The sequence below is a fragment of the Sphingopyxis sp. USTB-05 genome (assembly GCF_023822045.1).
GTDB lineage: Bacteria > Pseudomonadota > Alphaproteobacteria > Sphingomonadales > Sphingomonadaceae > Sphingopyxis.
Map to the genome: position 1 here is coordinate 4,014,425 of NZ_CP084712.1, position 25,782 is coordinate 4,040,206.

Below are 25,782 nucleotides of genomic sequence, written 5' to 3' on the forward strand. Positions count from 1 at the left end.
GGTTGATTACATTCGTAACCACAGGCCGCGCGACAGGAGAGACAGGTGGACGCGGCGCAGGCGGTACATGAAAAATTCCTCGCAGCATTGGCCGCGGGCAGGCTGCCCGACCGCGCCGATGCGCCAGATCCAGCGGCGGTCGGATTGTCGCGCGCCGAAGCCACCGATATCTTCCTCTCGCAGTTGACGAGCCGCCAGATGGACCGCCTCTCACGCCATTTGCAGGCGCGCGGCGAAGGCTTCTATACGATCGGATCGTCGGGACACGAAGGCAATGCCGCGGTCGCGGCGGCGCTGCGCGTCACCGACATGGCCTTCCTTCACTACCGCTCGAACGCGTTCCAGCTCCACCGGTCGCGCCAGCTTCCGGGCGGGACGCCGACGTGGGACATGCTGCTGAGCTTTGCGGCGTCGAGCGAGGATCCGATCTCGGGCGGACGCCATAAGGTGATCGGATCGAAGCCGCTCAATATCCCGCCGCAGACATCGACGATCGCCTCGCATCTGCCGAAGGCGGTGGGCGCGGCCTTTTCGATCGGCATCGCCCGCCGGCTCGGCATGACCGGGCTACCGCTTCCCGACGACGCGGTGGTCCTGACCAGCTTCGGCGACGCCTCGGCGAACCATTCGACCGCGCAAGGGGCATTCAACACCGCGGGCTGGGCAGCGTTCCAAGGGTCGCCTATGCCGCTGATCTTTCTGTGCGAAGATAATGGCATCGGCATTTCGACGCGCACTCCGACCGGGTGGATCGAGGCGCAATTCCGTCACCGCGCGGGGCTGCACTATATCAAATGCGACGGCACCGATCTTGTGTCGGCCTATGCCGGTGCGGCCGAAGCGGCGGACTATGCGCGCCGTTATCGCAAGCCGGTGTTCCTTCACATGGCGACGGTGCGTCTTTATGGCCATGCGGGTTCGGACGTCCAAGGCGCCTATCTGCCCAAGGCGCTGATCGAGGCTGACGAAGCGCGCGACCCGTTGCTTGCCGGCGCCGCGATCATGACCGAGCAGGGCTGGATGTCGCCCGCCGAGATTGCCGAAGCCTATGAGGATATCGGTGCGACGCTGGCGCGTCAGGCCGAGGCGGCGATCCTGCGGCCCAAGATCACGACGCCCACGCATGTGATGGAAAGCCTGATCCCGCCGAAACGCGAAGTAACGCGAGACAACGCCCCGTCGCACGGAGACCGCAAGGCGATGTTCGGTAGCGACGCCGGGCAAATGGACAAGCCGATGCACATGGCGCGGCTATTGAGCTGGGCGCTGGCCGACCTGATGCTTGCGCACAAGGAGATCATCGTCGCAGGTGAAGATGTCGGGCCGAAGGGCGGCGTCTATAACGTCACCGCAAAGCTTCACCAGCGCTTCGGATCGGCGCGCGTCGTCAACACCTTGCTGGACGAACAGGCAATCCTGGGGCTCGCGATCGGCATGGCGCACAACGGCTTCCTGCCGATGCCCGAAATCCAGTTCCTTGCCTATGTCCACAACGCCGAGGACCAGATCCGCGGCGAGGCGGCGACGCTCAGCTTCTTCTCGGACGGGCAATATACCAACCCGATGGTGCTTCGCATTGCGGGGCTTGGTTACCAGAAGGGTTTCGGCGGCCATTTCCATAACGACAACAGCCTCGCGGTCTTCCGCGATATTCCGGGCGTCATCCTGGCAGTGCCGTCGAACGGGCGCGATGCCGTCGCAATGCTGCGCGAGTGCGTGCGGCTTGCGCGTGAGGAACAGCGCGTCGTCGTTTTCGTAGAGCCGATCGCGCTCTATATGACGCGTGACCTGCATCAGGAAGGCGATGGTCTGTGGACCAGCGTATATGAAGCACCAGGGTCGGAAACGCCGATCCGCTTCGGCGATGTCGGCGTGCATGGCGACGGCACGGATCTGGCGATCGTCACCTATGGCAATGGATATTATCTTTCGCGGCAGGCCGAGAAGCTGCTCGCGGCCGACGGCGTCAAGGCGCGCGTGATCGACCTGCGCTGGCTCGGCCCGGTTGACGAGGACAAGTTGGTAACAGCCGTGGGCGACGCGAAACATATCCTGATCGTCGACGAATGCCGCATCACCGGATCGCAGAGCGAGGCGCTGATGGCGACCTTTGTCGAGCGCGCTCCGGACAAGAAGCTCGCGCGCATCGCCGCCGACGATAGCTTCATCCCGCTGGGCCGCGCGGCAACGCTGACGCTTCCGAGCCGCGATTCGATCTACGCGGCCGCCAAGGAGTTGCTGGCATGAGCGCGGGCAAGAAGACCGCGCTCGTCATCGCGCCCGGTCGCGGCACTTATGGCAAGGGGGAACTCGGCAGCATCGCGGGGCTCCACGGGGCGCGCTTCGGCGACGTCATCGCGGGTTTCGACGCGCAGCGCCGCGCGCGCAGCCAACCGACGGTAACCGAACTCGACGGCGCCGACCGCTTCAGCGTTGCAACCCACATGCGCGGCGATGTCGCCGCGCCGCTGATCTATACCGCGACGATACTCGACTTCCTGAGTATCGATCGCGACGCCTATGATATCGTCGCCGTCGCGGGCAATTCGATGGGCTGGTACAGCGCGCTGGCACTTGGCGGCGCAGTGTCGGTCGAAGACGGTTTCCGCATCAGCAATGCGATGGGGCTCAACAGCCAGACGCACGGGCCGGGCGGGCAAATCTTGCTGCAAGTCGTCGATGAGGATTGGCGCGCCGTCCCCGGTTTGCGCGAAACGCTCGTCGCGCTCGTCGCCAGTATCGATTCGCGCGCCGGTCATGCTCTGGCGCTCTCGATCGATCTTGCCGGGATGCTCGTTCTCGCGGGCAATGAGGAAGGCGTCGCCACCCTGCTCGCCGAAGCGCCGAAGACTCCCGGTCGCGATCCGCTCCGCCTCGCCGGCCATGGCCCCTTCCACACACCGCTGATGTTCGGCAGCTCGGACAAGGCCAAGGCCGAATTGCCGGCTTCGCTATTTGGCCGCTCCGCGCTGCCAATGGTCGACGGGCGCGGTCATATCTGGCGTCGCCACGCGAGTGATCCCGCCGCAGTCTGGGATTACACCTTTGGCCACCAGATCCTCGCCCCCTATGATTTCGCTTTGTCGGTACAGGTCGCGGTCAAGGAATTTGCTCCCGACGTCATCATCCTGCCGGGGCCGGGCGACACGCTCGGCGGCGCAATCGCCCAGTCGCTGATTGGCATCAATTGGCAGGGAATTGCGAGCAAGGCCGATTTCGCCGCCCGGCAGGCGGCCGATCCGATCCTGCTGTCGATGGGTCGGGCCGAACAGCGCGCGCTCGTCACCCGATAACGTAGGGCCGGCAGGGAGGATGGCCCTACCGGCCCTGTCGTTTGCACGCGGTCAGGTGGGGTTGACCTTGTGCAGGTGAACGGCAGCGCCACTGGGGACCAACTCAATGGCGGTGCACCGTTCATCTTCCTTGTAGGTACTACGTGCTGTTTCTGGCCAAGTTCCAGAACAATTGGATACCAAAACGGAGCGGATCACCAGCACACCGCCCGCAAACCCTGCAATGGACTGCAAATGTAGCAGTTCGTCGGCGAATATGGTGACGCCGCGTGCCCGATGCGATCGCGGAGCAATCGCGACCGCTTGACCAAAATCGTATACGATGTACTAAGGCGCTCCTCAGCCATATCTCCCGCGGAGACGCCTCGCTTGACGTCCGATTCGACAGAAATTTTGCCCGCCGCGCCGCTCGGTTCCGTCACTATCCTGTTGGTCGGTTGCGGTAATATGGGCGGCGCCATGCTCGCGGGCTGGCTGCAAAGCGGCATAGCAGCCGCGTCGATAACCGTCGTCGACCCGTCGCTTGCGACCGCGCCGGCCGGCGTGCGATTGTGCGCTTCGGTCCCGGCCGACCTTGCGCCGCCCTCGGTGCTCGTGCTTGCGGTCAAGCCTCAGAAGCTCGCCGAAGTCGCCCCGACGCTGGCGGAATTGGTAACGCCGCACATGATGCTGGTTTCGGTGCTGGCGGCGGTCGAGTTTGCGACGCTCCGGCATCATTTCCCCGCCGCTGGATCCAGGGTTCGCGCGGTGCCCAATCTCCCTGCGGCGATCGGGCGCGGGTTTACGGCACTGGCGGGAGACGGCGCCGACGGCGCGTCGCGCGCGCTGGCCGAAGCATTGTTTGCGCCGCTCGGGCTCGTCGAATGGATGGAAAACGAGCGACTTTGCGCCATTGCGACGACGGTTTCGGGGGCGACGCCCGCCTTCTTCTTCCGGATCGCCGACGCGATGGCGCTCGCCGCCGAGGCACAGGGACTGAGCCGCGCACAGGCGCTGAGAATGATCGCCGAAACGATGGCCGGATCGGCTGCGATGCTGGCCAGTGCCGAGGCCGACCCCGCCGATATGGCACGCCGTGTCGCCAGCCCGGGGGGCGTGACGCTCGCGGGTCTCCAAGTCCTCGACGACAAAGATGCCCTCACCCGCCTGATGGCAGACACAATTGCCGCGTCGGCGGCGCGCAACGACGAAATGACCCGGGCCTTCCGCCCCCATTCCCTCCCCCAAGATCAATGAAGGACCTGCAAATGATAGATGGCTCGATTTTCGTCGGCGCGGCCGAAGATAGCGGAACCGAGACCTTCGTCGCGATCGATCCGTCGACCGGACAGAAGATCGAGCCGCCGTTTGGCGCGGCGGACGCGAGCCACGTCGAACGCGCCTGCGCGCTGGCCGATGCGGCTTTCGCCAGCTTTTCCGAAACCACACTAGAGGCGCGCGCCGCCTTTCTCGAAGCCATTGCCGACGGCATTGCCGCGATCGGCGACGAGCTGATCGAACGCGCGATGGCCGAGAGCGGCCTGCCGCGCGCACGGCTCGAAGGCGAGCGCGGCCGCACCATGGGCCAGCTCCGCATGTTCGCCGCCTTCGTCCGTGCGGGCGACTGGCTGCACGCGACGATCGACCCCGCCATGCCGGATCGCGCACCGCTGCCGCGGCCCGACCTGCGGCGCCGTCATGTCGCGCTGGGCCCCGTCGCGGTGTTCGGCGCAAGCAACTTTCCGCTCGCTTTCTCGGTCGCCGGCGGCGACACCGCCTCGGCGTTTGCCGCGGGCTGTCCGGTGGTGGTCAAGGGGCACCCGGCGCATCCCGGGACGGGCGAGCTTGTCGCACGCGCGATCCGCGCCGCGGTCGCAGGCTGCGGGCTCCACGAAGGCGTCTTCTCCTATCTGCCCGGCCCGTCGAACGCGCTGGGCGGCGCACTCGTCGCCGATCCGCGGATCAAGGCGGTCGGCTTTACCGGCTCCCGCGGAGGCGGGCTTGCGCTGATGCAGATCGCCGCCGCGCGCGCCGAACCGATTCCGGTCTATGCCGAGATGAGCAGCATCAATCCGGTCGTCCTTTTCCCCGCCGCGCTCCAGAACCGGGCCGAGGCGCTGGGCGAGGCTTTCGCCCAGTCGCTCACGATGGGCGCCGGACAATTCTGCACCAATCCCGGCCTGTTGATCGCGCTGGAGGGCCCCGATCTCGACCGCTTCGCCGCTGCGGCGGGCGCGGCGCTTTCGGCCATCGCGCCCGCGACAATGTTGACGCCGGGCATTCACAAGAGCTTCGAAAGCGGCGTCGACGCGCTCGAACGCCACGCAGCGACGCAGCTTGTCGCGCGCGGCGCCGAAGGATCGGGCACTTGTGCGGCACGCGGTGCGCTGTTCATCACCGATGCTGCGGGTTTCCGTGCCGACGCGGCGCTTGGCCATGAGGTTTTCGGCTCATCCTCTGTGATTGTCCGCTGCCACGATATCGACGAGGTCGCGGCATTGATTGCCGGACTGGAGGGTCAGCTCACCGCGACGCTTCAGATCGACGCCGACGATGAGCCGCTCGCCGCGCGGCTGCTGCCGCTGATCGAGCGCAAGGTCGGGCGCATCCTCGCCAATGGTTGGCCGACGGGTGTCGAGGTGTGTCATGCCATGGTGCATGGCGGGCCTTATCCCGCCACCTCGGACGGACGGAGCACGTCGGTCGGCACGCTCGCGATCGAGCGCTTCCTGCGCCCCGTCAGCTACCAGAACCTCCCCGAAAGCCTGCTCCCGGCGGCGCTGAAACCCGCCAACCCGTGGGGCATCGCGCGGCGTGTCGACGGTGCGCTTGTTGCAAGCGGTTGATTGGGAGAGGCTGCTTTGGGGTGGGAGCGGACATCCCGTCCCCCACTTCCGTCATCCCGGGCTTGACCCGGGATCCCGCTTTTTGGCGCGCTGACTGACTTCGATTTCAAGCGGGACCCCGGATCAAGTCCGGGGTGACGAAAAAGGATTGGTCGGCAACCGGTCGTTTCCCATTTGCACCCCGGCGAAGGCCGGGGCCCAGGGCTTCAGAGAGCCGACCTCTGCTCGTTGCGCTCTGGACCCCGGCCTTCGCCGGGGCACACACCTGCAACGGCAGCAACCGGCCATTTTCGGACCTCTGTCATCGCCGTTCGTATCCGGCATCGAGGCTGCGCAAGACGTGCGCTATATTCCAAAGTTCAGGAAAGTTCAGCCCCGTGCGCGCCCCGATTTGGCAGTCGCGGGGTGCTGGGTACGCCCGGCACGTCCCGTCGTGGTCGCTACCTGCAAGCCGGGCAGCGACCGTTTTTGTTCACCAAATGAAAGAGCCGGATGAAGGCTGACACAGCCGGATAATGTAGGAAAGGCCTAATTTGATGCGGTGCGTGTTTGGGGTGGATTCCAGACTCGTCGCCTTTCACCCACCCGGCGTTGCGCTGTCGTAAAAGGCGTCGAGATCCTTCTTGAACTGCCCGATCACCGCGGGGTTGATGTAGACCATGTGGCCCGATTCATAATAATGATAGGTCAGGTTCTGACGCAGCGACGGGTCGATCTGCATATGCTTCAGATCATATTCGGCGCCGAAAAAGGGCGTCGCCATGTCGTAATAGCCGTTGAGTGACAGCACTTTCAGATAGGGGTTCTGGCGCATCGCCGCCGACAGGTCGAGCGCGGTGTTGGCGAGCGCCATCTGCGCCCCGCCCTGCCGCCCGCCCGGCGCGCGATGGCGCTGATCCCAGTTGCCGCCGCCGATCTTGACGTAATAATTCGGGCGGTAGCTGAGTTTGGTTTTGTAGCCGAGCGTGCCGAACAGATATTTGTTGAGCGCGCCGACATAGGGCCCGCTGATCGCCGCGTCGGTCGTGTCGAATTCGGGGCCTTCGCCCGCTGCATCGACGTCGATGCCGACGAAACGCGAATCGAGCCGGCCGACCGTCCGCTTCTGGTCGCGCATCAGTTCCTTGCGGAACCGCGAGAGCTCGACGCGCAGGTCGGCGTCGAGGATATATTTGACCGACAGGCCGGTATAGGCGCTCATCTGCTGCGCGACGGCGTTGCGTTCCTCGTCGCCGAGGTCCGATCCCTTGGCGAGCGCGGAGGCGTAGGGGCCCGTCGTCCATTGCCGCACTTCGGTCAGGAAGGGTTCGAGCGCGGCGGGCTTGTTGGGCAGCCGGTTGTGATACCAAGCGGTCGCGGCATAGGTCGGCAGATAGGTCAGGTAGATCTGGTCGTAGCCCGGCTGGCGCACGCCATAGTTCAGGATCGACGACAGCAGGACGACGCCGTTCATCTGGACGCCGCGTTGCTGAAGCGCATAGACGAGGCCGGCGCCGCGCAGCGTGCCATAGCTTTCGCCGAACAGGAATTTCGGGCTGTCCCATCGGTCGTTGATCGTAAGGTAGCGCATGATGCCGCGTGAAAAGGCGTCGATATCCTGATCGACGCCCCAGAATTCGGGGCCCTTCGACTTGCCGATCGGGCGCGACAGGCCGGTGCCGATGGCGTCGAGGAAGACTATGTCGGTCTTGTCGAGCAGCGTCTCGGGATTGCTGCGGATGCGATAGGGCGCGGGTGCGGTGCTGCCGGCGGTCGGCGTTTCGACGAGCACCGGGCCGATAGATCCCATGTGCAGCCACATGCTCGACGATCCCGGCCCGCCGTTGAAGGTGAAGGTCACGGGCCGCGGCGCAGCGCCCTTGGGCCGGTCGGCGACATAGGCGACATAGAACATGCTCGCGACCGCTTCCCCGTCGTCGTTGCGGATCGTGAGCGTGCCAGGCGTGGCGGTATAAGCGATCGTCCGCCCCGCGACCGTCACGCTGCCGCGTTTCGGCTGCGCATCCTCCTCGGCGCTGGCGCGCGCGATATCCTCTTCGGGTTCGTTCGTATCGGCCTTGGCGCTTTCACTCTTGCCGGTTTCGGCATTCTTGTCCTGCGCGGCGGCGGGAAAGGCGAGCGCCGCGGCGAGCGCGACGACAAGCGGGGTGCGGTTCATACGCATGGATCTCTCCTGGGGATGTGTCGGTTTATGGGATCAGGGCGCGACCGCGGTCGGGCCCTCGCCGCCGTCGGCGATGAATTTTTCGAGCTGTTGTTCGAGCACCGGCAGCGGCACCGACCCCAAGGCGAGGAAGGTATCGTGGAATTTGCGCTGGTCGAACTTTGGCCCCAACTCGGCCTCTGCCTTGGCGCGCAGGCGTCGGATCGTGATTTCGCCAAGCTTGTAGGCGAGCGCCTGCCCCGGCCAACTGATATAGCGGTCGATCTCGGTCTCGACATCGTGGCGAGCGAGCGCGGTGTGGCTCGCAAGATAGTCGATCGCCTTTTCGCGGCTCCAGCCATAATGATGAACGCCGGTGTCGACGACGAGCCGCGAGGCGCGCCACATCTCGAACGACAGCCGTCCGAAATCCTCATAGGGCGTGCGATAGATGCCCATCTTGGTGCCGAGCCATTCGGTATAGAGCCCCCAGCCTTCGCCATAGCCCGAGAAATAGGTCTGGCGCCGGAACGCCGGCCATTTCGTCGTCTCGAGCGCGACCGCAGCCTGGAAGCTGTGCCCGGGGACGCATTCGTGGAGCGTCAGCGCGGGGATCTGGTACAGCGGGCGCGAAGGCAGGTCATAGGTGTTCATCAGGCACGCATCGAGCCCACCGCGTCCCGATGTATAGGTTGGGGCGATCGCGTCGGGCACCGGCAGGATGGTGAAGCGGTAACGCGGCAGGAAGCCGATGGTATATTTGAGCTGACCGTCGGCGCGTTTCGCGACAAGCGCCGAGAAGGCGAGCAGTTCCTCGGGCGTCTTCGCATAAAATTGCGGATCGGTGCGCAGGAAGTGGATGAAGGCAGCAAGGTCGCCCTTGAACCCGGCCTTTTCCTTCACCTGTTCCATTTCGGCGGTGATCCGCGCGACTTCCTTGAGACCGATCTGGTGGATCTCTTCGGCGGTCAGCGCGGTGGTCGTATATTCCCTGATCTGCGCCTGATAGAAAGCCTTGCCGTCGGGCATCGCTTCGGCGGCGAGCGTGGTGCGCGCCTTCGGCAGATATTCGTCTTTGAAAAAGGTCAGCAGCTTGGCGTAGGCGGGCGCGACTGCCCCCGAAATCACCTGCTGCGCTTCGGCGCGCAGCCGTTCCTGATCGGCCGCAGGGATCGTCGAGGGCATTTTGGCGAAGGCGCTGTAGAAGGGATTTTTCGCCGGATCGGTATCGACATAGGCCGCGATCGTCGCGTCGCGTCCTTCGAGCGAGGCACGCGGTACGCTGAACCCTCGCTTGAGCCCCGCCCGCATGTTGACGATCTGCTCGTCGAAATAGCGGGGAATGTCGCGCATGCGGCCGATGTAGCGCTGATATTCTTCGAGCGACGGCCAGGCGTCGCGCGCGCTCAGCCCCGACCAGAACTGGCTGTCGGCGTTGAACGGCATCTCCCACGTCCGATATTTGCCTTCGGCGACGAACGCCTCGAGGCTGGTGCGCAGCACCGCGGCGTTGATCTTCTCATTCTCCGACAATTGATCGACCGGAATCGCATCGAGCGCGGCGAGCGTCTTTTTCCAATAGGCCTGCCGTGCCGCCTGCGTTGCCGCATCGACGCGCGGCAGATGGTCGGCCGAGGCGGTGAAGGGCGGATCGCCGACGCGGCGGGCAAATTCTTTCTGCCGCCACGCCCATTCCTCTTCATAGAGCGCCTTCAGCCGGGCGTCAGCGCTTCCCGGCGTGGCCGCCGCGGCCAAAGGGGCAGCCGCGGCGGGCGCCTCTGCCGCAGCGGGCGCAAGCGGCAGGAAAGCGAGGGTCGAAAGCAGGATCGTGCGGGTAAGCAATATTCGTCTCCTCATCGGAAAAATCAGGCGGCCGGTTCGGGATTGGGGTTCTTGCCCCCGCCCGCGATCCACTCGTCGAGTACGCGTTCGAGCGTCGGCAGCGGCACCGACCCTAGCCCGAGCAACGTGTCGTGGAACCAGCGCTGATCGAAATTGGCGCCAAGCTTTGCTTCGGCCTCGGCGCGCTTGCGGCGGATCAGCATCTCGCCGAGCTTGTAGGCAAGCGCCTGCCCCGGGTCATTGATGTAACGGTCGACCTCGATCGTGACCTCATGATCCGACAAGGCGGTATGCGCTTTCATGAAATCGAGCGCCTGCTGGCGCGTCCAGCCCTTGTGATGCAGCCCGGTGTCGACGACAAGCCGCGCGGCGCGCCACATTTCATAGGTTTCGCGGCCGAACTCGTCATAGGGCGTCTCGTAAATGCCCATCTGAATGCCGAGCCATTCGGTATAGAGCCCCCAGCCCTCACCATAGCCCGAGAAATAGGTGGTGCGGCGGATCTGCGGCCGGTCGGGCGCCTCGAGCGCGAGTGCGGCCTGGAAGCTGTGGCCGGGTGCGCATTCGTGCGCGGTCAGCGGCGGGATCGTATAGAGCGGCCGCGCCGGGAGGTTATATGTGTTCATCAAACAGCTTTCGAGCCCGCCGTTGCCGCCGGTCGCGAAGGGCGCGATATTGTCCGGCGTCTGACGGATCGTGAAGCGATAGCGTGGCAGATGACCGACAAGGAATTTGAGCTGGCCGTTGATCTTGTTCGCGACATAGGCCGATTTCGCCATCAGTTCGTACGGCGACTTGGCGGCAAACTGCGGGTCGGTCTTTAGGAAGTGGAGGAAGCCGGCGAAATCGCCCGTCCATCCCGACTTCTTCATCGTCGCCTGCATATCGGCGTCGATCCGCGCGACCTCCTTGACCCCGATTTCGTGGATTTGCTCGGGCGTCAGGTCGAGCGTCGTATATTGGCGTATTTTCGCGGCATAATAGGCCTTGCCGTCGGGCAGCGCCTCCCCCGCGATCGGGACGCGCGCGTTGGGGATATATTCGTCGCGCACGAACGCGCGGAGCTTGGCGAAAGCGGGCGCTGCCGCCGCAACCGCGGCGCGGCCCTCGGCGACGAGGGCGGCGCGCTCGCTTTCGGGAATATTGCCGGGGATCGCGGCGAAGCTGGTGAAAAGCGGATTCTTGTCGACATTGGGGTCGGCCAATGGCGCGATCGGCGCATCGCGGCCCGCAAGCGAAACGCGCGGTTTGGTGAAGCCACGCTTGAGGCCCGCGCGCATGTTGACGATCTGCTCGTCGATATAGCGCGGCATGTCGCCAAGGCGCTTGATATAGTTGCGATAGGCCTGTGCCCCCGACAATCCGCCGCGCGGCGCGATCCACGTCCAGAAACCGAATGGATCCTCAAACTCGCGATATTTCTGTTCGAGCGCAAACTCCTCGAGCGCGGTCTTGAATACTTCGGCGTTGATCCGCTCTTCGGGCGAGAGCTGGTCGAAGGGGATTTTGTTGAGCTCGGCCAGCGCGTTGCCCCAATAGGCGGCGCGGCGCGCCTGGCTCGCGGCGTCGACGTTCGGCAGACGGTCGCTGCCTTCGCGTTCGCCGTCGGGGTCGAGCGCGAGTTCCTTGGTACGCCACTGCCATTCGGCGTCATAAAGCGCCTTCAGCCGCGCGTCGGCCGAGGCGGTCGCCGATTGGGTCGTCGCCTGTGCAAAGACGGGGGTGGCGGTCGCGAGCGCGGTGACAGCCAGCGCGGCGGCGGCGAAATATCGCATCTTCTCTCTCCTGTTGATCAGTAGCCGGCGGCAAGGCCGGCGCGGCGGGGGTCGGCAACGCCGGTCAGGCTGCCGTCGGGATTGCGCTGGATCGCCTGGATCGATCCGAAGTGCCAATTATAGGGGGCAGTCGGGCGGACATTGACGCCGTAACGCGTCTTGAGTTCGTCGCGCACCGCTTGCGTCACGCGGCTTTCGATCACCATCGGCACGCCGGCCTGCGATCCCTGGAAACGCGGCGCGTCGACCGCCTGCTCGAGCGGCATGCCGTAACCGAGCAGGTTGATCAGCGTGATCGTCACCGCGCGCGACGACAGGCCGGGGCCCCGATCGTCATCCACGGCTTGCCGTCCTTGGCGACCATCGTCGGCGGGAAGGGCGAAATGACGCGGCGACCGGGGCCGGCGGTATTGCCGGGGAAATTGTTGCCGCTGTTCATCGCGATCCCGTCGACGACCATGCCGGTCGCGAAGGTGCTGCCGTAAACCGAGTGGGTGACCGAGGCCATGTTGCCCTGCGCGTCGACCGCCACGAGATGGTTGGTGTCGGTCGAATGGCGGTCGTGGGTACTGAAATCGGCCGCGAGTTCGAGCGCGCCTCCCGGCGTCGCTGCGGCCTGCGGCGATGTTGCTGCCGGTTTGGGCAAGCTGGCGGTCACCTGCGCGGCGAAGCGCTTTGCATTGTCTTTCGACAACAGCATCTCGGTCGGCACGTCATAGCTCAGCGGATCGCGCACGAATTCATCGGTCGCCGTTTCGGCATAACCGAACGCGCGGCGGATCAGTTCGAGTGCCTCGGCCGACTGCGAATAATGCGGCCGCGCCTTGAGGTCGTAATTTTCGGCGACGTTGAGCACCATCGAGATCAGCGTGCCGGCGGTCGACGGCGGCGGCGCGCCGATGATCTCATAACCGTTGTAGGTTGAACGGAGCGGGGTTTCCCAGCGTGCCTTGTACCCGGCAAGCTCTTCCGCTGTCAGCCCGCCGCCGGTCGCGCGCACCGCGGCGACGAAGCGTTGCGCCCATTCGCCGGTGTAGATGTACGACGGCCCCTCGGCCGCAATGCGGCGCATCGCCTGTGCGAGGCGCGGATGCTTCACGATCGTGCCGACGGGCGGGACATAGCCGTCGGGCAGATATTCCTCGCGCCCCGACGGGTAGGCGGAAAGGCGCGTCAGCGCCGCTTCGGCGAGTTCGCCATAGAGGAAGGAATACATCGGATAGCCATCGTCGGCGAGCTTGATCGCAGGGGCGAAATAGTCGGCCCATTTGAGCGTCCCGAAGCGGTCCGCCGCCGCCTTCAGCCCCGCGACGGTGCCGGGAATTCCGATGCGCTTGCCTGATGTGTCGGGCAGCCGTTCGCCGCCGCCGCCGGTATATTGCGCCCAGCCGCCGCCGACCTGCGCATCCTTCGTATGGTCGAGTTCGGCATCGAGATAATGATATTCTTTCGTCTTTGCGTCATAATAGAGGATCGAGACCCCACCCGCGAGCGTCGTCATCTGGGGCTCGATCACCGCCTGCATCGGGACCGCGGTCAGCACGGCGTCGAGCGCGGTGCCGCCTTTCTTCATCACCTCGACCATCGCCTTGGTCACCGTGGGGTTGGACGAGGAGGCCATCGCCGATTTGGCGTGGACCGCGGGCTTGGCGCCCTGTTCCTGTGCGAGCGTCGGTGCCGTAAATATCACAAGCCCGAGCGTGACGAGCAGTCGATAGCGTCTGTCCATTTTGCGACCCCCTGTTTCATTGGCAGATATGCGTGCGTCAGACCGTCCCTTTGGTTGTTTCGGGGGCCGAAGCGGGCGTGAAGATGCGGACACCGAAAACGGGGCCGCAACGTGTCGTGTCATTGGCCGGTTGGAAGCGAACCATGACGCTGTCCTTGCCGCGGGTCAGGTCGGCCGGGATCGGATAATCGATCGTGAAGAAGTCGCCGGGATGCCCGCCGTCGAGCGCCTGCGTCACGATCTTCGTCCCGTCGATGAGGATATCGAACAGCTTGTTGCGCTCTTCGCCCCAATAGGTCGCCTGCAGGACGAGCGGACCGGGACGCACCTTCGCCCGATATTCGAAGAAGCCGAAAGTGCGCGCATCGCGCCCGTGGCGTCCACGATAGGTGACGGCATAGCTGTTCTTGGCGGTCAGCTCATGGTCGCGCTCGGGCTGCATTTCGCCGAGGTTCATCACGTCCACCGAACGCCGCGCGAGATCCTGCTGCCGCGCATGTTCGGCAGCGAAGGCGACCTGCTCGCGCGCCCAGCCGGCGTCGTCGAAGCTTTTGAAATAGACCGCGGTGCGGCGATGACGCTGTTGGAAGAAAGGCGCGAAGCTGAGGTCGGCGGGCCGCGCGATGCCGGTGGTGCGAAACCGCCCGGCGGCGGCATCGACTGGCGCGAAACCCGCGAGCAGATCGGCAGCGACAAGCGCGGGGGCAGGCCCGTCGAATGGCCGGTCGGCCGGCCCGAGGTCGGCGGCGAGCACGACGGGACCGTGGAGCAGCGCGACGGTCGACGGATCATCATTCGCGCTTTCGCTGCGCAGCCGCATCGGCAGCGTCAGCGCGATGCGATCGCCCTTGGCCCAGCGGCGGCGGATCACGGCATAATCGCCGGGAGTGCCGGCGGGCATAGGCTTGTCGTTCAACGTCAGCGTTGCGCCTTCGCACCAGCCCGGAATGCGTAGCGCGACCGCGAAGTCGCGCGGACGGTCCAGCGTTTCAAGCGTCAGGTCGATCCGCTCGCCGAACGGATAGGCGGTTTCCATGCGGAATGCCGCGCCCTGGCTTTCCCATGTCGCGGTCGATGCGATGTAGAGATTCACGAGCAGCGTATCGCCGCTCTGCCACCACACCGAATCGCCATGCTTGGCGTGGCTTTCCATCCCCGATCCGACGCAGCACCAGAAATCGTCGAAGGGCTTCGAGAATGTACGCGCCGTCCCCGACATGAGCGGCACCATATAGGCGAACATTCCCGTCGCCGGGTCCTGATGCGCAAGGATATGGTTGGTATGCGCGCGCTCATAATAATCGAACAGCCGGGCCTCGGGCCGCCAGCCATAGAGATGGCGAGTAAGCTTGAGCATATTATAGCTGTTGCAGCTTTCGCACGTCTGCTCGGTGATATGTTTCGAGATCGTCCGCGGCGCGGGGAAATATTCGCGGTCCGCGTTGCCGCCGATGACATAGCTATAGTCGCGGATCACGGTTTCCCAAAAGAAGCGCGCCGCATCGGCGTCGCCCGCCTTGCCGGTGAGTTCGTGCAGGCGGGCAAGGCCGATGATCTTCGGGATCTGGGTATTCGCATGGATCCAAGGCAGCGAATCCCTGCCTTCGCTTAGCGGATCGAGAACCTTGCGGTGGCGCAGCCGTTCGGCAAGGCGCAGCCAGCGCGGGTCTTTCGTCCGCGCGTGCAGTTCGGCGAAGCTTTCGTTGATCCCGCCATGTTCGCAATCGAGAACCTGCTGCACCTGCTGATCGTTCAGCGCGGCGAATACGCCGTCGATATAGGTGCCGAGCCCCGTCGCGACCGGCAGCGCCTTGGCATTGCCGCAAAGTTCCTGCGCATCGAACAACCCGGCGAACAATTTGTGCCAGTTGTAAAAGGGCACCCAGCAGCCGTTGAGGTCGAACCCCATCGAACGGATGTCGCCGCGTTTCAGTTCGGCGAAGATCGCCTTTCCGTCCTCGACCACATCGCCGCGCTTGCGCGTGAAGCCCGCGACATAGCCGTCGCCATGCGCCGCCTGTGCCGCGGCGAGTTCGCCCACGATATAGTCCGCGCGCCGCTTGCATTCCTCATCACCCGTCTGAGCGTACATCAACGATACGGCGGTCAGATAATGTCCCAGGCTGTGCCCGGCGATCGTGTCGCTTTCCCACCCGCCATAGACGGCTCCTTTGGGTTCGAGCCCGGCGCTGGTGCGGAAATTATGGAGCAGTCGGTCAGGTTCGAGCGCGTGCAGATAGCGCCGATTACCCTCGATTGCCTCGAGCCAAGGCGATTGAAGCAGCCGGACGGCGGAGAGCGGCAAGGGTTTGGCGGGACTGAAAGCAGATGCTGCGCCCGTCGCGGCGCGAGCCAAAACGGGGGCAAGCGCAATCGACGCGGCGCCCGCAAGCAGGGTACGGCGATCGACGTGCCATATTTGCATCATGCTCCCCTGAGTCTTCGCTCGCCTTGGCAACAGCATATTATATAGTATACGAATTTAGCAAGCGGCTATAATGGCTCTTGGAACATTTGCTGTGAGAGCACCCATGAACGACGAAAAAGTCCGACTTTCGCTGGATGAAGTGGCAGCGCTGTCGCGCGAAATCCTGACGCACCACGGGCTTGCGCCGCAGCATGTGGTGGCGGTGACCGAAACGATCGTCGCTGGCGAACGCGACGAATGCGCGAGTCACGGGATTTATCGCCTGCTCGTTTGCGTCAACACGCTGAAGACCGGCAAGGTGGTGAAGGACGCCGTGCCCATCGTGCAAGATGTGGCGCCCGCGCTGGTCCGGGTCGATGCGGGCGGCGGTTTTGCGCAAACCGCATTCGGGCAAGGGCTGCCGACCCTCGTCGAAAAGGCGCGGCACAATGGGATAGCTGCCCTCGGGATCAATAATTGCGTTCACTTCGCGGCACTCTGGCCCGAGGTCGAGGCGGTTGCAGCCGCGGGCCTTGTCGCCTTCGCCTGCACCCCCAGCCACGCCTGGGTCGCGCCCGCTGGCGGCATCAAGCCGCTGTTCGGCACGAACCCGATAGCGTTCGGGTGGCCGCGCCCGGGCGATTATCCCTATGTCTTCGATTTCGCGACGAGCGCGGTCGCGCGCGGCGAGATCGAACTCCATCGCCGCGCGGGCAAGCCGATTCCCGAGGGCTGGGGCATCGATACCGAAGGACGCCCGACAACCGATGCCAAGGCGGCGCTGGACGGCGCAATGCTGACCTTTGGCGGGCATAAGGGATCAGCGCTTGCGACGATGGTCGAACTGATCGCGGGTCCGCTGATCGGCGATCTTACCAGCGCCGAATCGATCGCGCTCGATGATGGTGCGGGTTCATCGCCGATCGGCGGCGAATTCATCCTCGCGATCGATCCCGCGGGTTTCCTTGGCGCGGAGGCGGCAAAGCATATCGAACGTGCCGAGGCGGTTTTCGACGCCATCACCGGACAGGGTGCGCGGCTACCGTCGCAGCGCCGTTTCGAGGCGCGCGCGCGCAGCCTCGCGAACGGCGTACAGGTGCCGCGTCAACTCTACGACGACGTGCGCGCCCTGCTCGACTAGCCGAACGGCCGGTCGATCGCGGGCGAGGGTTCGGTGAACCACTTGGCGCCGCTCTCGGTCATATAGAAATGATCCTCCAGCCTGACGCCGAAGCGGTCGGGCAGGACAATCATGGGCTCATTCGAAAAGCACATGCCGGGCGCGAGCGGCGTCGTGTCGCCGCGCACCAGATAGGCGGGCTCGTGGATCGACAGCCCGATACCGTGGCCCGTACGGTGCGGCAGGCCGGGCAGGCGATAATCCGGGCCGAGCCCCGCCTTTTCTAGCACCGCGCGCGCCGCGGCGTCGACCGACTCGCATGGTTCGCCGGGCAGCGCTGCGTCGAATGCCGCGGCCTGCGCTTCCTTTTCGAGCGACCAGATATGCCGCTGTTCCTCGGTCGCGTCGCCAAAGACATAGGTGCGCGTGATGTCCGAATGATAGCCTTCGATGACGCAGCCGACGTCGATCAGCACGACCTCGCCCTCCCGCAACTCGGCGTCGCCCGGCAGTCCATGCGGGAACGCCGTCGAACGGCCGAACTGGACGATGCAGAAGCTGTTGCCGGCCGGCGCCCCGATCGCACGGTGCGCTTCGTCGAGGAAACGCGTTACCTCGCTCGCGCGGATGCCGGGGGCAAGGATGCGCGCGGCGCGGCGATGCACTTCGAGCGTCATCGACTTCGCCTGTTGGAGCAGCGCGAGTTCGGCCGCCGACTTCTGCATCCGGCATCCGTCGACGATCGGGCCGCCATCGATGATATCGAGCGAAGGGCCCGCGCGCCGAATACGGTCGACAAACAGGAATGCCATCGCCGGATCGATCGCAAGCGTCGCCGCGCCGACGTCTTGCAAAGCGCCGACGACGAGCGCGGACGGGCTCTCGTCTTCCTCCCACAATCGCAATTCTACTTCGATCTTGAGGTCAGCCTCTAGCGTTCCGAGTTCGAACGCGGGCGCGATCACGATGGGTTTTCCCGTGCGCGGCAAGAGCATCGCGACGAGCCTTTCGCTTGCGCCCCACGGGATGCCGGCGAAATAGCGCAGGCTAGCGCCCGCCCCGATCAACAGCGCATCCGCGCCGTTCGCGTGCATCAGCCGCCGCGCCTTTTCGATGCGCTGCTCGCGTTCCGCCGCCGCGATCGGCGCGGCGCGATTCGCCCAGAGGGTGATGTCGGCAAGTTCCTGTGCGGCGGTCGATCCGCCGATTCCATTGCTCATGTCAGGCTCCAAAACGCTTGAGGTCGAAGGGGGAAAGATCGAAGGGCGGCGCGTCGCCCGTAACCAGCGCGGCAATAGCATCGCCGGTGGTCGCCGCGAGGGTCAGGCCCAGATGCTGGTGCCCGAACGCATAGAAAAGGTTCGCTGCACGGTCGCTCCGCCCGATCGCGGGCAGATAGTCGGGCAAGGTCGGCCGCGCGCCCATCCATTCGGCACCGGGCAGGCCGAATGACAGGCCAAGCGCCGCGACATGGCTGCGCAGCCGCGCCCATTTGCGCGGATCGGCGGGGCTGGCGCCGCGGCCGAATTCGACGAAGCTCGCGGCGCGCAGTCCCGAGCGAAAACGGGTGACGATCATCGACCGGTCCTCGAATACGACCGGCGGCATGCCCTGCGGCCATCCGGTATCCGCCGACTGGATGTGATAGCCACGCTCGGCGATGATCGGCACACGCTGGCCGATCGACGCCATCAGCGCCCCTGACCCGGCGCCGCCCGCGATCACCATTGCATCGGCGGCGTGGTGCGCCCCGTCGGCGGCTATGGCGATGGCACGACCATCCTCAATCTTCAGGCGGTCGATCTTCGTTTCGATTCGCAAGCCCCCGGCGGCGTCGAATGCGGCGCGTAGCGCCCTGCCCAGCGCATCAAGGTCAGCGATCTGGCCCGATCCCGAAATATGCACCGCGCCGCCTATTGCGACTGAGGTGAGTGCCGCCAACTGTTCCAGCTCGGCCGGCGTTGCATCGCGCATATGCGCTTGCCCGATGTCGGTCGTCGCCCAATGCGCGCGGCCCGCTTGGGCGCTCTCTTCGCTTTCCCAAAGGATGAAATGGCCATCCTCGATCAAGAGGTCGCTTGCTCCGATTCGGTTCAGCAGCCGGCGCCACGCACCCATCGCATCGCCAAGCACCTCGCCAAGTGCCTTTCGTCCCGCCGCGAAGCGCGCGGGGCGCGTCGCCGCGACCAGCCGAAGGGAAAAGGGCAGCCAGGCGCCGATATCGCGCCACGGCAAGGACAACGCCCCGCCGCGCCAGAACAGGCGGCGCGGCATCGAGCGGATCGTCGCGCGCGATGCGAGCGGTTCGACCTGTTCGATGGCGATATGCCCCGCATTGCCCCATGATGCGGCAGGGGATGCCGGGGGCGAATCGATCAATATGACTGAAATACCACGCTTTTGCAGCGCGATCGCGGTGGCGAGTCCGACGACGCCGCCGCCGATTACGACGGCATTTTGCGGGTTGGACGGGCGGGATGGAAAATCATTTGGCATCTTGTATCATATACCGTATACGATCCGAAGCTTCAACGGAGGTAATGAATGAGCGTGATAAGGACACTGTGGGAAGGCGTATATCCCGCAGCTACCACTCAATTCGCCGAAGATCTGTCGGTCGATTATGATGCAACCCAGCGTGTGCAGAGCGCGCTTGTCGACGACGGGGTGACCGGGCTCATCATTCTCGGCACGTGCGGCGAGAATAATTCGCTCGAACCCGACGAAAAGCGCAACATACTCCAGGGCGCGGTCGAGGCGGTCGCGGGGCGCGTGCCCATCGTCGCCGGTGTGTCCGAATTCACCACGGCGCGCGCGATCCAATATGCGAAGGACGCCGAAAAGCTGGGTGCCGATGCGATCATGTTGCTCCCCGCCATGGTCTATGTGCCGACGCCCGAGGAACTGCAGGCGCATTTCCGTGCGGTGGCTGAAGCGACCTCGCTGCCGATCATGCTCTATAACAACCCGCCCGCGTACCGTGTCGACGTCGATTTCGCGACGCTCGAGGCGCTGCGCGACGTGTCCAATATCGTCGCGATCAAGGAAAGCGCGCCCGATCCGCGCCGCTTCACCGACGTGTTCAACCGCTTCGGCGACCGCTATACGGTGATGGCAGGGCTCGACGACGTCGCGCTCGAAGGCCTGTTCCTCGGCGCCAGCGGCTGGGTCTCGGGCCTGACCAGCGCCTTCCCGACCGAATCTGTCCGTCTTGTCGAAGCGTTCAACGAGGGCAAATATGACGAGGCGCTGGCGATCTATCGCTGGTTCATGCCGCTGCTTCACCTCGACGCCGATCATGATTTGGTCCAGTCGATCAAGCTCGCCGAAGAAATCATGGGGCGCGGCTCCGAACGCGTCCGCATGCCGCGCCTGCCGCTCGCCGGCCAGCGCCGCAAGGATGTGATCGCGATGGTCGAAAAATGCGCGGCGACCCAGCCAAGCAAGATCGCGGCATAAAGGGCCAGGGAGCGTCCATGCGCCACACTTTCTTCTGCATCGACGGCCACACTGCCGGAAATCCGGTCCGGCTGGTCGCCGGTGGCGCGCCGCTCGTCCGCGGAGGGTCGATGGGCGAGCGGCGTCAGGATTTTCTCGATCGGTTCGACTGGATCCGGACCAGCCTCTGCTTCGAGCCGCGCGGGCATGACATGATGTCGGGCGGGTTTCTTTACCCGCCCACCCAGCCGGACAGCGACATCGGCATATTGTTCATCGAAACGAGCGGCTGCCTTCCGATGTGCGGCCACGGGACGATCGGCCTTGTCACCTTCGGGCTCGAGAACGGGCTGATCACCCCGCGCGTGCCCGGCAAGCTGCGCGTCGAGGTTCCGGCGGGTATCATCGATATCGAATATGGCACAGAGGGCGACCGTGTGTCGTGGGTGCGCATCCGCAACGTCCCCTCCTATCTCGCGGCCGAGGGCATCGAAATCGACGTCCCCGGCTTTGGCCGGCTAAAGGTCGATGTCGCATATGGCGGCAATTATTACGCGATCATCGAGCCCCAGGGTCCGTATATCGGTCTTGAGGCGCTCGGTGCGTCGCGGATCGTCGATCTGAGCCGCACCATAAGGTCGCTGATGCAGGCCGCGTACGAACCGGTACATCCCGTTGACGACCGTATCCGTGGCATCAGCCATGTCATGTGGACCGACCGGCCCAAGGGCGAAGGCGCCGACGGCCGCAACGCGGTCTTTTATGGCGAACGCGCGATCGATCGCAGCCCTTGCGGTACGGGCACGTCAGCGCGGATGGCGCAGCTCGTTGCCAAGGGACGGCTGCAGGTTGGCGACCATTTCGTCCACGAAAGCTATATCTGCAGCCGCTTCATCGGCCGGGTCGAGGACAGCGCGATGCTCGGTGATACGCCGGGCATCATTCCCTCGATCGAAGGGTCGGCGATCGCCACCGGATTCAACACGATCTGGGTCGATCACGCTGACAGCTTCTGGAATGGATTTTCGGTGCTATGAGGCTGTTATGAGCCTCATCATCAGAAACCTGTCCGACCAGCTGGTGGACCTTGTCCGCGACCGCATCCTTTCGGGTGCCGTTTCCAGCGACCATGCAATCCGTCAGGACGCACTCGCGGCCGAACTCGGCGTCAGCAAGATACCGCTGCGCGAGGCGCTCGCGCGTCTCGAAGAGGAAGGGCTGGTCCGCTCGCAGGCGAACCGCGGCTTCTTCGTCCGGCCACTCAGCGCCGAAGAGGCGCGGGAAGTTTATGAGCTGCGCATCAAGCTGGAGCCCGAGGCGACCGCGCTCGCCGCGCTCCGCGCCACCGAGGCCGACCACGCCCACGCGATCGAAACGCTCGAAACGCTTGACCATGTCACCGACGAACATGGCGACGGCGTCGGCGCCTTTAACCGCGCGTTTCACCGCGCGCTGTTCCGCCCGTGCGGCCAGCCGATCACAGTCAGCATTCTCGAGCGCCTGCAGGTGCTGTCCGAACGTTATGTCCGCGTCCATCTCGAACCGCTCGGACGCGACGAGCGCGCGAACGAAGAACATCACCAGCTACTCGAAGCCTGGCTGGCGCGCGACGCCGGCAAGATCACGGTGCTGGTCGATGCGCATATCCGCAAGACACTCGACGATCTGCGTCAGCAACTCGTCGACGGCTGAAAAGGGGGCCGGCCGCCGTCGGCTCCAATATAAGGGAGGAGCAACAGGTGGCATCAGGTTTGTTCGGGCCGGTAAAGCCCATCGCGGTCGCGCAGCAGGAGGCGGGGCATAGCCTGCGCGCCACGCTGAGCTGGCCGCATCTCGTCGCGCTCGGGGTGGGCGCGATCGTCGGGACCGGCATCTATACATTGACCGGCGTCGGCGCCGAGAGGGCGGGCCCCGCGGTGATCCTGGCCTTTGCGATCGCGGGCGCGGTCTGCGCCTGCGCCGCGCTCGCCTATGCCGAACTCGCGACGATGATCCCCACATCGGGCAGCGCCTATACCTACACCTATTCGGTGCTCGGTGAGACGCTCGCCTGGATCGTCGGGTGGAGCCTGATCCTCGAATATTCGCTGGCCTGTTCGACCGTCGCAGTCGGCTGGTCGGGCTATCTGGTCGGCTGGATCCAGTCGGCGGGCATCCATCTGCCGCCCGCCCTGCTGTCCGGCCCGCACGCCGGCGGCATCGTCAACCTGCCCGCGGTCCTCGTCGCGCTCGGCGTGGCGGGCATGCTGATGGCCGGGACGCGCGAGAGCGCGACGCTCAACATCATCCTCGTGGTCATCAAGCTTGTCGCGCTGTCGATCTTCGTCGCCTTTGCAGCGCCCGCTTTCAACGCCGACAATCTCCAACCCTTCATGCCCTATGGCTTTGCCAGCCATGTCGACGCGAGCGGCGCGACCAAGGGAGTGATGGCCGCTGCCGCGATCGTCTTCTTCGCCTTTTACGGCTTTGACGCGGTTGCGACCTCGGCCGAGGAAACGAAGAATCCCAAGCGCGACCTGACGATCGGTATCATCGGGTCGATGGCGATCTGCACGCTCATCTATATGCTCGTCGCGATCAGCGCGGTCGGCGCGATGCATTATACGACGCTCGGCAATTCGCCCGAACCGCTGGCGCTGGTGCTCCGCACGCTCGGCCACCCGGCCGCCTCGCACCTCGTCGCGCTGGCAGCGCTCATCGCGTTGCCGTCGGTCATCCTCGTAATGATGTACGGGCAGAGCCGCGTCTTCTTCGTGATGAGCCGCGACGGCCTGCTGCCGCGATCGTTGAGCCGCGTGTCCGCACGCACGGGCACGCCGGTGTTCGTCACCGGCGTGACGGGTGTCTTCGTCGCGGCCGTGGCCGGCTTCTTCCGCCTCGATGAAATCGCCGAACTGGCCAATGCCGGCACGCTGATCGCCTTCATCGCGGTCGGCGTCTGCCTGATGGTACTGCGCAAGAAGGCACCCGACCTGCCGCGCGTGTTCCGCTGCCCGGCGCCCTATGTGGTCGGCACGCTCGCGGTGCTCGGCTGCCTCTATCTGCTGTTCAGCCTGCCCAGCATGACGCTGGTCCGCTTTCTCGGATGGAACATCCTCGGCGTCCTCGTCTATCTCGCTTATGGCCGCGCGCGCAGCCTCGCGCGGCGCGATCAGGCGGTGGTGGGGATCTGAAGTCCCGGGGCCGATATCCCCGTCCAGCCGAACGAACGAAGGGCTATGGTGCAGCGATGCCCCATAGCCCTTTCGCTTTCCGGGTTGCGCGCCCTGCGATCGTATATCAAATCCGGTCTTGCTATCGCGCCCGCATCTCGCAGAATGATTTTTTCACGAGGATTTGAATTCATGCATCGTCGCACACTCCTTGCCGCCGTTCCGGCCGCCGCACTGCTGCCGACCACGGGTTTCGCACAGGGCGGCCAGCCCAAGCCCGCGCCCAAGGCGAGCGGGTCGGTACCGCCGCTGTGGGAGGCGGGCGAGGACCGTTTCGTCCGGCCCGACGTTCAGGGCGGCGACCGCCCGGTCGGGGCGAGCTTTGCCTCGCGCACCGCGGCCTATGGTCTCCATGGTGCCGCCGGCACCGCGCATCCGCTCGCAACGCAGGCGGGCATCGACATTTTGAAGCGCGGCGGGTCGGCGGTCGATGCGGCGATCGCGATCAATGCATGCCTCGGCCTCCTCGAACCGACCGCGAACGGCATCGGCGGCGACGTCTATGCAATGATCTGGGACCCGAAGACGAAGAAGCTCGCCGGGCTTGCGGGATCGGGGAAAAGCCCGCGCGGGCTCGACCTCGCAACGGTGCGGTCGCGCGCCAAGGGCGGGACATTGCCCGCTTATGGCGCGATCAGCGTTTCGGTTCCGGGCGCTGTCGACGGCTGGTGGACGATGCACCAGCGTTACGGAAAACTGCCGTGGAAAGAGTTGTTCGAACCCGTCATCGCGCATGCCGAGGCCGGCGCGCCGGTGCCCGACATGATCGCTTATTATATCCGCCGCGCGCTCGCCAATTTCCGCCAGCCCGGTCGCGGGATCGAGGAAATCGACAATGCGATGCGCACCTGGGGCGTCAATGACGGCAAGGGACCGAATGCGGGGCAGGTGTTCCGCAACCCCGACCTGGCGCGCACCTTCCGCCTGATCGCCGAAGGCGGCCGCGACGCATTCTACTCTGGCGAGATCGCGCGGACCATCGACAGCTATTTCAAGCGGATCGGCGGCTGGCTGCGCTACGAGGATCTTGCCGCGCACAAGTCGGAATGGATCGAGCCGCACAAGACCGGTTATCGCGGCACCGACGTCTATGCGCTCGGCGCGAATACGCAGGGCATCGCGACGCTGCAGATGCTGAACATTCTCGAGAATTTCGACCTGAAGGGCGCCGGCTTCCAGTCGGCGCTGTCGATCCATTTGCAGGCCGAGGCCAAGCGCCTCGCCTATGAGGATCGCGCGCGTTACTATGCCGATCCGCATTTCGCCAATGTTCCGGTCGAATGGCTCATCTCAAAGGATTATGCGGCCGAGCGCGCGAAGCTGATCCGTCCCGACCGTTTGCTGTCGCCGGTCTATCCGGGGAAAGCCCCGAGCCGCGGCGACACCACCTATTTCAGCTGCGCCGACAAGGACGGCATGATGGTGTCGATGATCCAGTCGAACTTCCGCGGCATGGGATCGGGACTCGTCGCCGACGGGCTCGGCTTCATGTTCCAGGATCGCGGGCAATTGTTCAGCTTGGCTGACGGTCATCCCAATATTTATGCGCCGGGCAAGCGGCCGTTCCAGACGATCATTCCGGGTTTCGCCGCACGCGGCGACGTGCCGTGGATGAGCTTTGGCGTGATGGGCGGGGACATGCAGCCGCAGGGCCAGGCGCAGATCGTCATCAACCGCGTCGATTATGGGCTGGAGATCCAGGCGGCGGGCGACTCGCCGCGCTGGCACCATGAGGGGTCGTCCGAGACGATGGGCGAGGATTCGCCCGATGACGGCATCAATGGCGTGCTGCGGCTCGAAAGCGGCGTGCCCGCGGCGACGCAGCGGCAACTGGCCGACATCGGCTGGACTCTGGGCGAGTCCGATGGCGGCTTCGGGCGCTATCAGTGCGTCGAACATCGCATGGACGGCAAGACGCGCGTCTATGCCGCGGCCAGCGAGATGCGCGCGGATGGGTGTGCGCTGGCTTATTGAGCCAGGCGGCCCGGTCATCCTGAA

18 protein-coding genes are annotated in these 25,782 nt (G+C 65.0%); 10 read left to right on the forward strand and 8 right to left on the reverse strand.

Annotated features, from left to right (window positions below; genetic code table 11):
* Nucleotides 1–45 precede the first annotated feature (45 nt).
* The 4 genes from KEC45_RS18530 to KEC45_RS18545 all read left to right on the forward strand — a co-directional run bounded on the left by KEC45_RS18530 (nt 46) and on the right by KEC45_RS18545 (nt 6,118).
* Nucleotides 46–2,247 (forward strand): thiamine pyrophosphate-dependent enzyme, encoded by a 2,202-nt coding sequence (locus KEC45_RS18530; protein ID WP_252171235.1) that lies wholly within the window; start codon nt 46–48, stop codon nt 2,245–2,247.
* Nucleotides 2,244–3,293 carry an ACP S-malonyltransferase gene (locus KEC45_RS18535; protein ID WP_062186431.1) on the forward strand — a complete coding sequence of 350 codons (1,050 nt, stop codon included), beginning with the start codon at nt 2,244–2,246 and terminating at the stop codon, nt 3,291–3,293. Before KEC45_RS18530 ends, KEC45_RS18535 begins: the two co-directional genes overlap by 4 nt.
* A gap of 369 nt (nt 3,294–3,662) precedes the next feature.
* Nucleotides 3,663–4,529: a pyrroline-5-carboxylate reductase gene (locus tag KEC45_RS18540; protein WP_252171236.1), complete on the forward strand. Its 867-nt coding sequence runs from the start codon at nt 3,663–3,665 to the stop codon at nt 4,527–4,529.
* Nucleotides 4,530–4,540: 11 nt separating this feature from the next.
* Nucleotides 4,541–6,118 (forward strand): aldehyde dehydrogenase (NADP(+)), encoded by a 1,578-nt coding sequence (locus tag KEC45_RS18545; protein WP_062187084.1) that lies wholly within the window; start codon nt 4,541–4,543, stop codon nt 6,116–6,118.
* A 577-nt stretch (nt 6,119–6,695) separates the two neighbouring features.
* Here the strand turns inward: KEC45_RS18545 and KEC45_RS18550 are convergent.
* The 6 genes from KEC45_RS18550 to KEC45_RS18575 all read right to left on the reverse strand — a co-directional run bounded on the left by KEC45_RS18550 (nt 6,696) and on the right by KEC45_RS18575 (nt 16,032).
* Complete coding sequence (locus KEC45_RS18550) at nt 6,696–8,282, reverse strand: S10 family peptidase (protein ID WP_062186429.1); 1,587 nt, start codon at nt 8,280–8,282, stop codon at nt 6,696–6,698.
* Nucleotides 8,283–8,315: 33 nt separating this feature from the next.
* The gene (locus KEC45_RS18555; RefSeq protein ID WP_238586815.1) at nt 8,316–10,064 is read right to left on the reverse strand and encodes a DUF885 family protein; all 1,749 of its coding nucleotides are present in this window, start codon (nt 10,062–10,064) and stop codon (nt 8,316–8,318) included.
* 62 nt (nt 10,065–10,126) lie between these two features.
* Complete coding sequence (locus tag KEC45_RS18560) at nt 10,127–11,878, reverse strand: DUF885 family protein (RefSeq protein WP_062186426.1); 1,752 nt, start codon at nt 11,876–11,878, stop codon at nt 10,127–10,129.
* Nucleotides 11,879–11,895: 17 nt separating this feature from the next.
* On the reverse strand, nt 11,896–12,219 hold the full coding sequence (locus KEC45_RS18565; RefSeq protein WP_252171237.1) for a gamma-glutamyltransferase: 324 nt from the start codon (nt 12,217–12,219) through the stop codon (nt 11,896–11,898).
* Nucleotides 12,177–13,607, reverse strand: a complete 1,431-nt coding sequence (locus KEC45_RS18570) for a gamma-glutamyltransferase family protein (protein ID WP_252171238.1) — start codon at nt 13,605–13,607, stop codon at nt 12,177–12,179. The genes KEC45_RS18565 and KEC45_RS18570 overlap by 43 nt, the downstream gene beginning before the upstream one ends.
* Before the next feature lie 37 nt (nt 13,608–13,644).
* Nucleotides 13,645–16,032, reverse strand: coding sequence for a glycoside hydrolase family 127 protein (locus KEC45_RS18575; RefSeq protein WP_152682499.1), 2,388 nt, complete (start codon nt 16,030–16,032; stop codon nt 13,645–13,647).
* Nucleotides 16,033–16,138: 106 nt separating this feature from the next.
* Between KEC45_RS18575 and KEC45_RS18580 the strand changes: the two genes are divergently transcribed.
* Nucleotides 16,139–17,155, forward strand: coding sequence for an Ldh family oxidoreductase (locus KEC45_RS18580; protein ID WP_083436021.1), 1,017 nt, complete (start codon nt 16,139–16,141; stop codon nt 17,153–17,155).
* On the opposite strand, the gene KEC45_RS18585 is transcribed toward KEC45_RS18580, so the two are convergent.
* Complete coding sequence (locus KEC45_RS18585; RefSeq protein WP_062186420.1) at nt 17,152–18,354, reverse strand: Xaa-Pro peptidase family protein; 1,203 nt, start codon at nt 18,352–18,354, stop codon at nt 17,152–17,154. The two genes, KEC45_RS18580 and KEC45_RS18585, sit on opposite strands and share 4 nt — an antisense overlap.
* A 1-nt stretch (nt 18,355) precedes the next feature.
* Nucleotides 18,356–19,630 carry an FAD-binding oxidoreductase gene (locus KEC45_RS18590; protein ID WP_062186418.1) on the reverse strand — a complete coding sequence of 425 codons (1,275 nt, stop codon included), beginning with the start codon at nt 19,628–19,630 and terminating at the stop codon, nt 18,356–18,358.
* 48 nt (nt 19,631–19,678) lie between these two features.
* On the opposite strand from KEC45_RS18590, the gene KEC45_RS18595 reads away from it, so the two are divergent.
* The 5 genes from KEC45_RS18595 (at nt 19,679) to KEC45_RS18615 (ending at nt 25,758) form a co-directional block, all read left to right on the forward strand.
* Nucleotides 19,679–20,593: a dihydrodipicolinate synthase family protein gene (locus KEC45_RS18595; protein WP_062186416.1), complete on the forward strand. Its 915-nt coding sequence runs from the start codon at nt 19,679–19,681 to the stop codon at nt 20,591–20,593.
* 17 nt (nt 20,594–20,610) lie between these two features.
* Nucleotides 20,611–21,609, forward strand: coding sequence for a 4-hydroxyproline epimerase (locus KEC45_RS18600; protein ID WP_062186414.1), 999 nt, complete (start codon nt 20,611–20,613; stop codon nt 21,607–21,609).
* Between the two features lie 7 nt (nt 21,610–21,616).
* Complete coding sequence (locus KEC45_RS18605; protein ID WP_062186412.1) at nt 21,617–22,264, forward strand: GntR family transcriptional regulator; 648 nt, start codon at nt 21,617–21,619, stop codon at nt 22,262–22,264.
* 47 nt (nt 22,265–22,311) lie between these two features.
* The gene (locus KEC45_RS18610; protein WP_062186409.1) at nt 22,312–23,745 is read left to right on the forward strand and encodes an amino acid permease; all 1,434 of its coding nucleotides are present in this window, start codon (nt 22,312–22,314) and stop codon (nt 23,743–23,745) included.
* A 171-nt stretch (nt 23,746–23,916) separates the two neighbouring features.
* Nucleotides 23,917–25,758 (forward strand): gamma-glutamyltransferase family protein, encoded by a 1,842-nt coding sequence (locus tag KEC45_RS18615; RefSeq protein ID WP_062186407.1) that lies wholly within the window; start codon nt 23,917–23,919, stop codon nt 25,756–25,758.
* The last annotated feature ends 24 nt before the right edge of the window (nt 25,759–25,782 follow it).

What these genes read in the sequence shown, in the direction of transcription:
- KEC45_RS18560 (WP_062186426.1), bottom strand. Translation starts at nt 11,878, where the DNA reads ATGCGATATTTCGCCGCCGCCGCGCTGGCTGTCACCGCGCTCGCGACC.
- KEC45_RS18535 (WP_062186431.1), top strand. Translation starts at nt 2,244, where the DNA reads ATGAGCGCGGGCAAGAAGACCGCGCTCGTCATCGCGCCCGGTCGCGGC.
- KEC45_RS18600 (WP_062186414.1), top strand. Translation starts at nt 20,611, where the DNA reads ATGCGCCACACTTTCTTCTGCATCGACGGCCACACTGCCGGAAATCCG.
- KEC45_RS18575 (WP_152682499.1), bottom strand. Translation starts at nt 16,032, where the DNA reads ATGCAAATATGGCACGTCGATCGCCGTACCCTGCTTGCGGGCGCCGCG.
- KEC45_RS18545 (WP_062187084.1), top strand. Translation starts at nt 4,541, where the DNA reads ATGATAGATGGCTCGATTTTCGTCGGCGCGGCCGAAGATAGCGGAACC.
- KEC45_RS18550 (WP_062186429.1), bottom strand. Translation starts at nt 8,282, where the DNA reads ATGCGTATGAACCGCACCCCGCTTGTCGTCGCGCTCGCCGCGGCGCTC.
- KEC45_RS18605 (WP_062186412.1), top strand. Translation starts at nt 21,617, where the DNA reads ATGAGCCTCATCATCAGAAACCTGTCCGACCAGCTGGTGGACCTTGTC.
- KEC45_RS18590 (WP_062186418.1), bottom strand. Translation starts at nt 19,630, where the DNA reads ATGCCAAATGATTTTCCATCCCGCCCGTCCAACCCGCAAAATGCCGTC.
- KEC45_RS18585 (WP_062186420.1), bottom strand. Translation starts at nt 18,354, where the DNA reads ATGAGCAATGGAATCGGCGGATCGACCGCCGCACAGGAACTTGCCGAC.
- KEC45_RS18615 (WP_062186407.1), top strand. Translation starts at nt 23,917, where the DNA reads ATGCATCGTCGCACACTCCTTGCCGCCGTTCCGGCCGCCGCACTGCTG.
- KEC45_RS18570 (WP_252171238.1), bottom strand. Translation starts at nt 13,607, where the DNA reads ATGGACAGACGCTATCGACTGCTCGTCACGCTCGGGCTTGTGATATTT.
- KEC45_RS18580 (WP_083436021.1), top strand. Translation starts at nt 16,139, where the DNA reads ATGAACGACGAAAAAGTCCGACTTTCGCTGGATGAAGTGGCAGCGCTG.
- KEC45_RS18595 (WP_062186416.1), top strand. Translation starts at nt 19,679, where the DNA reads ATGAGCGTGATAAGGACACTGTGGGAAGGCGTATATCCCGCAGCTACC.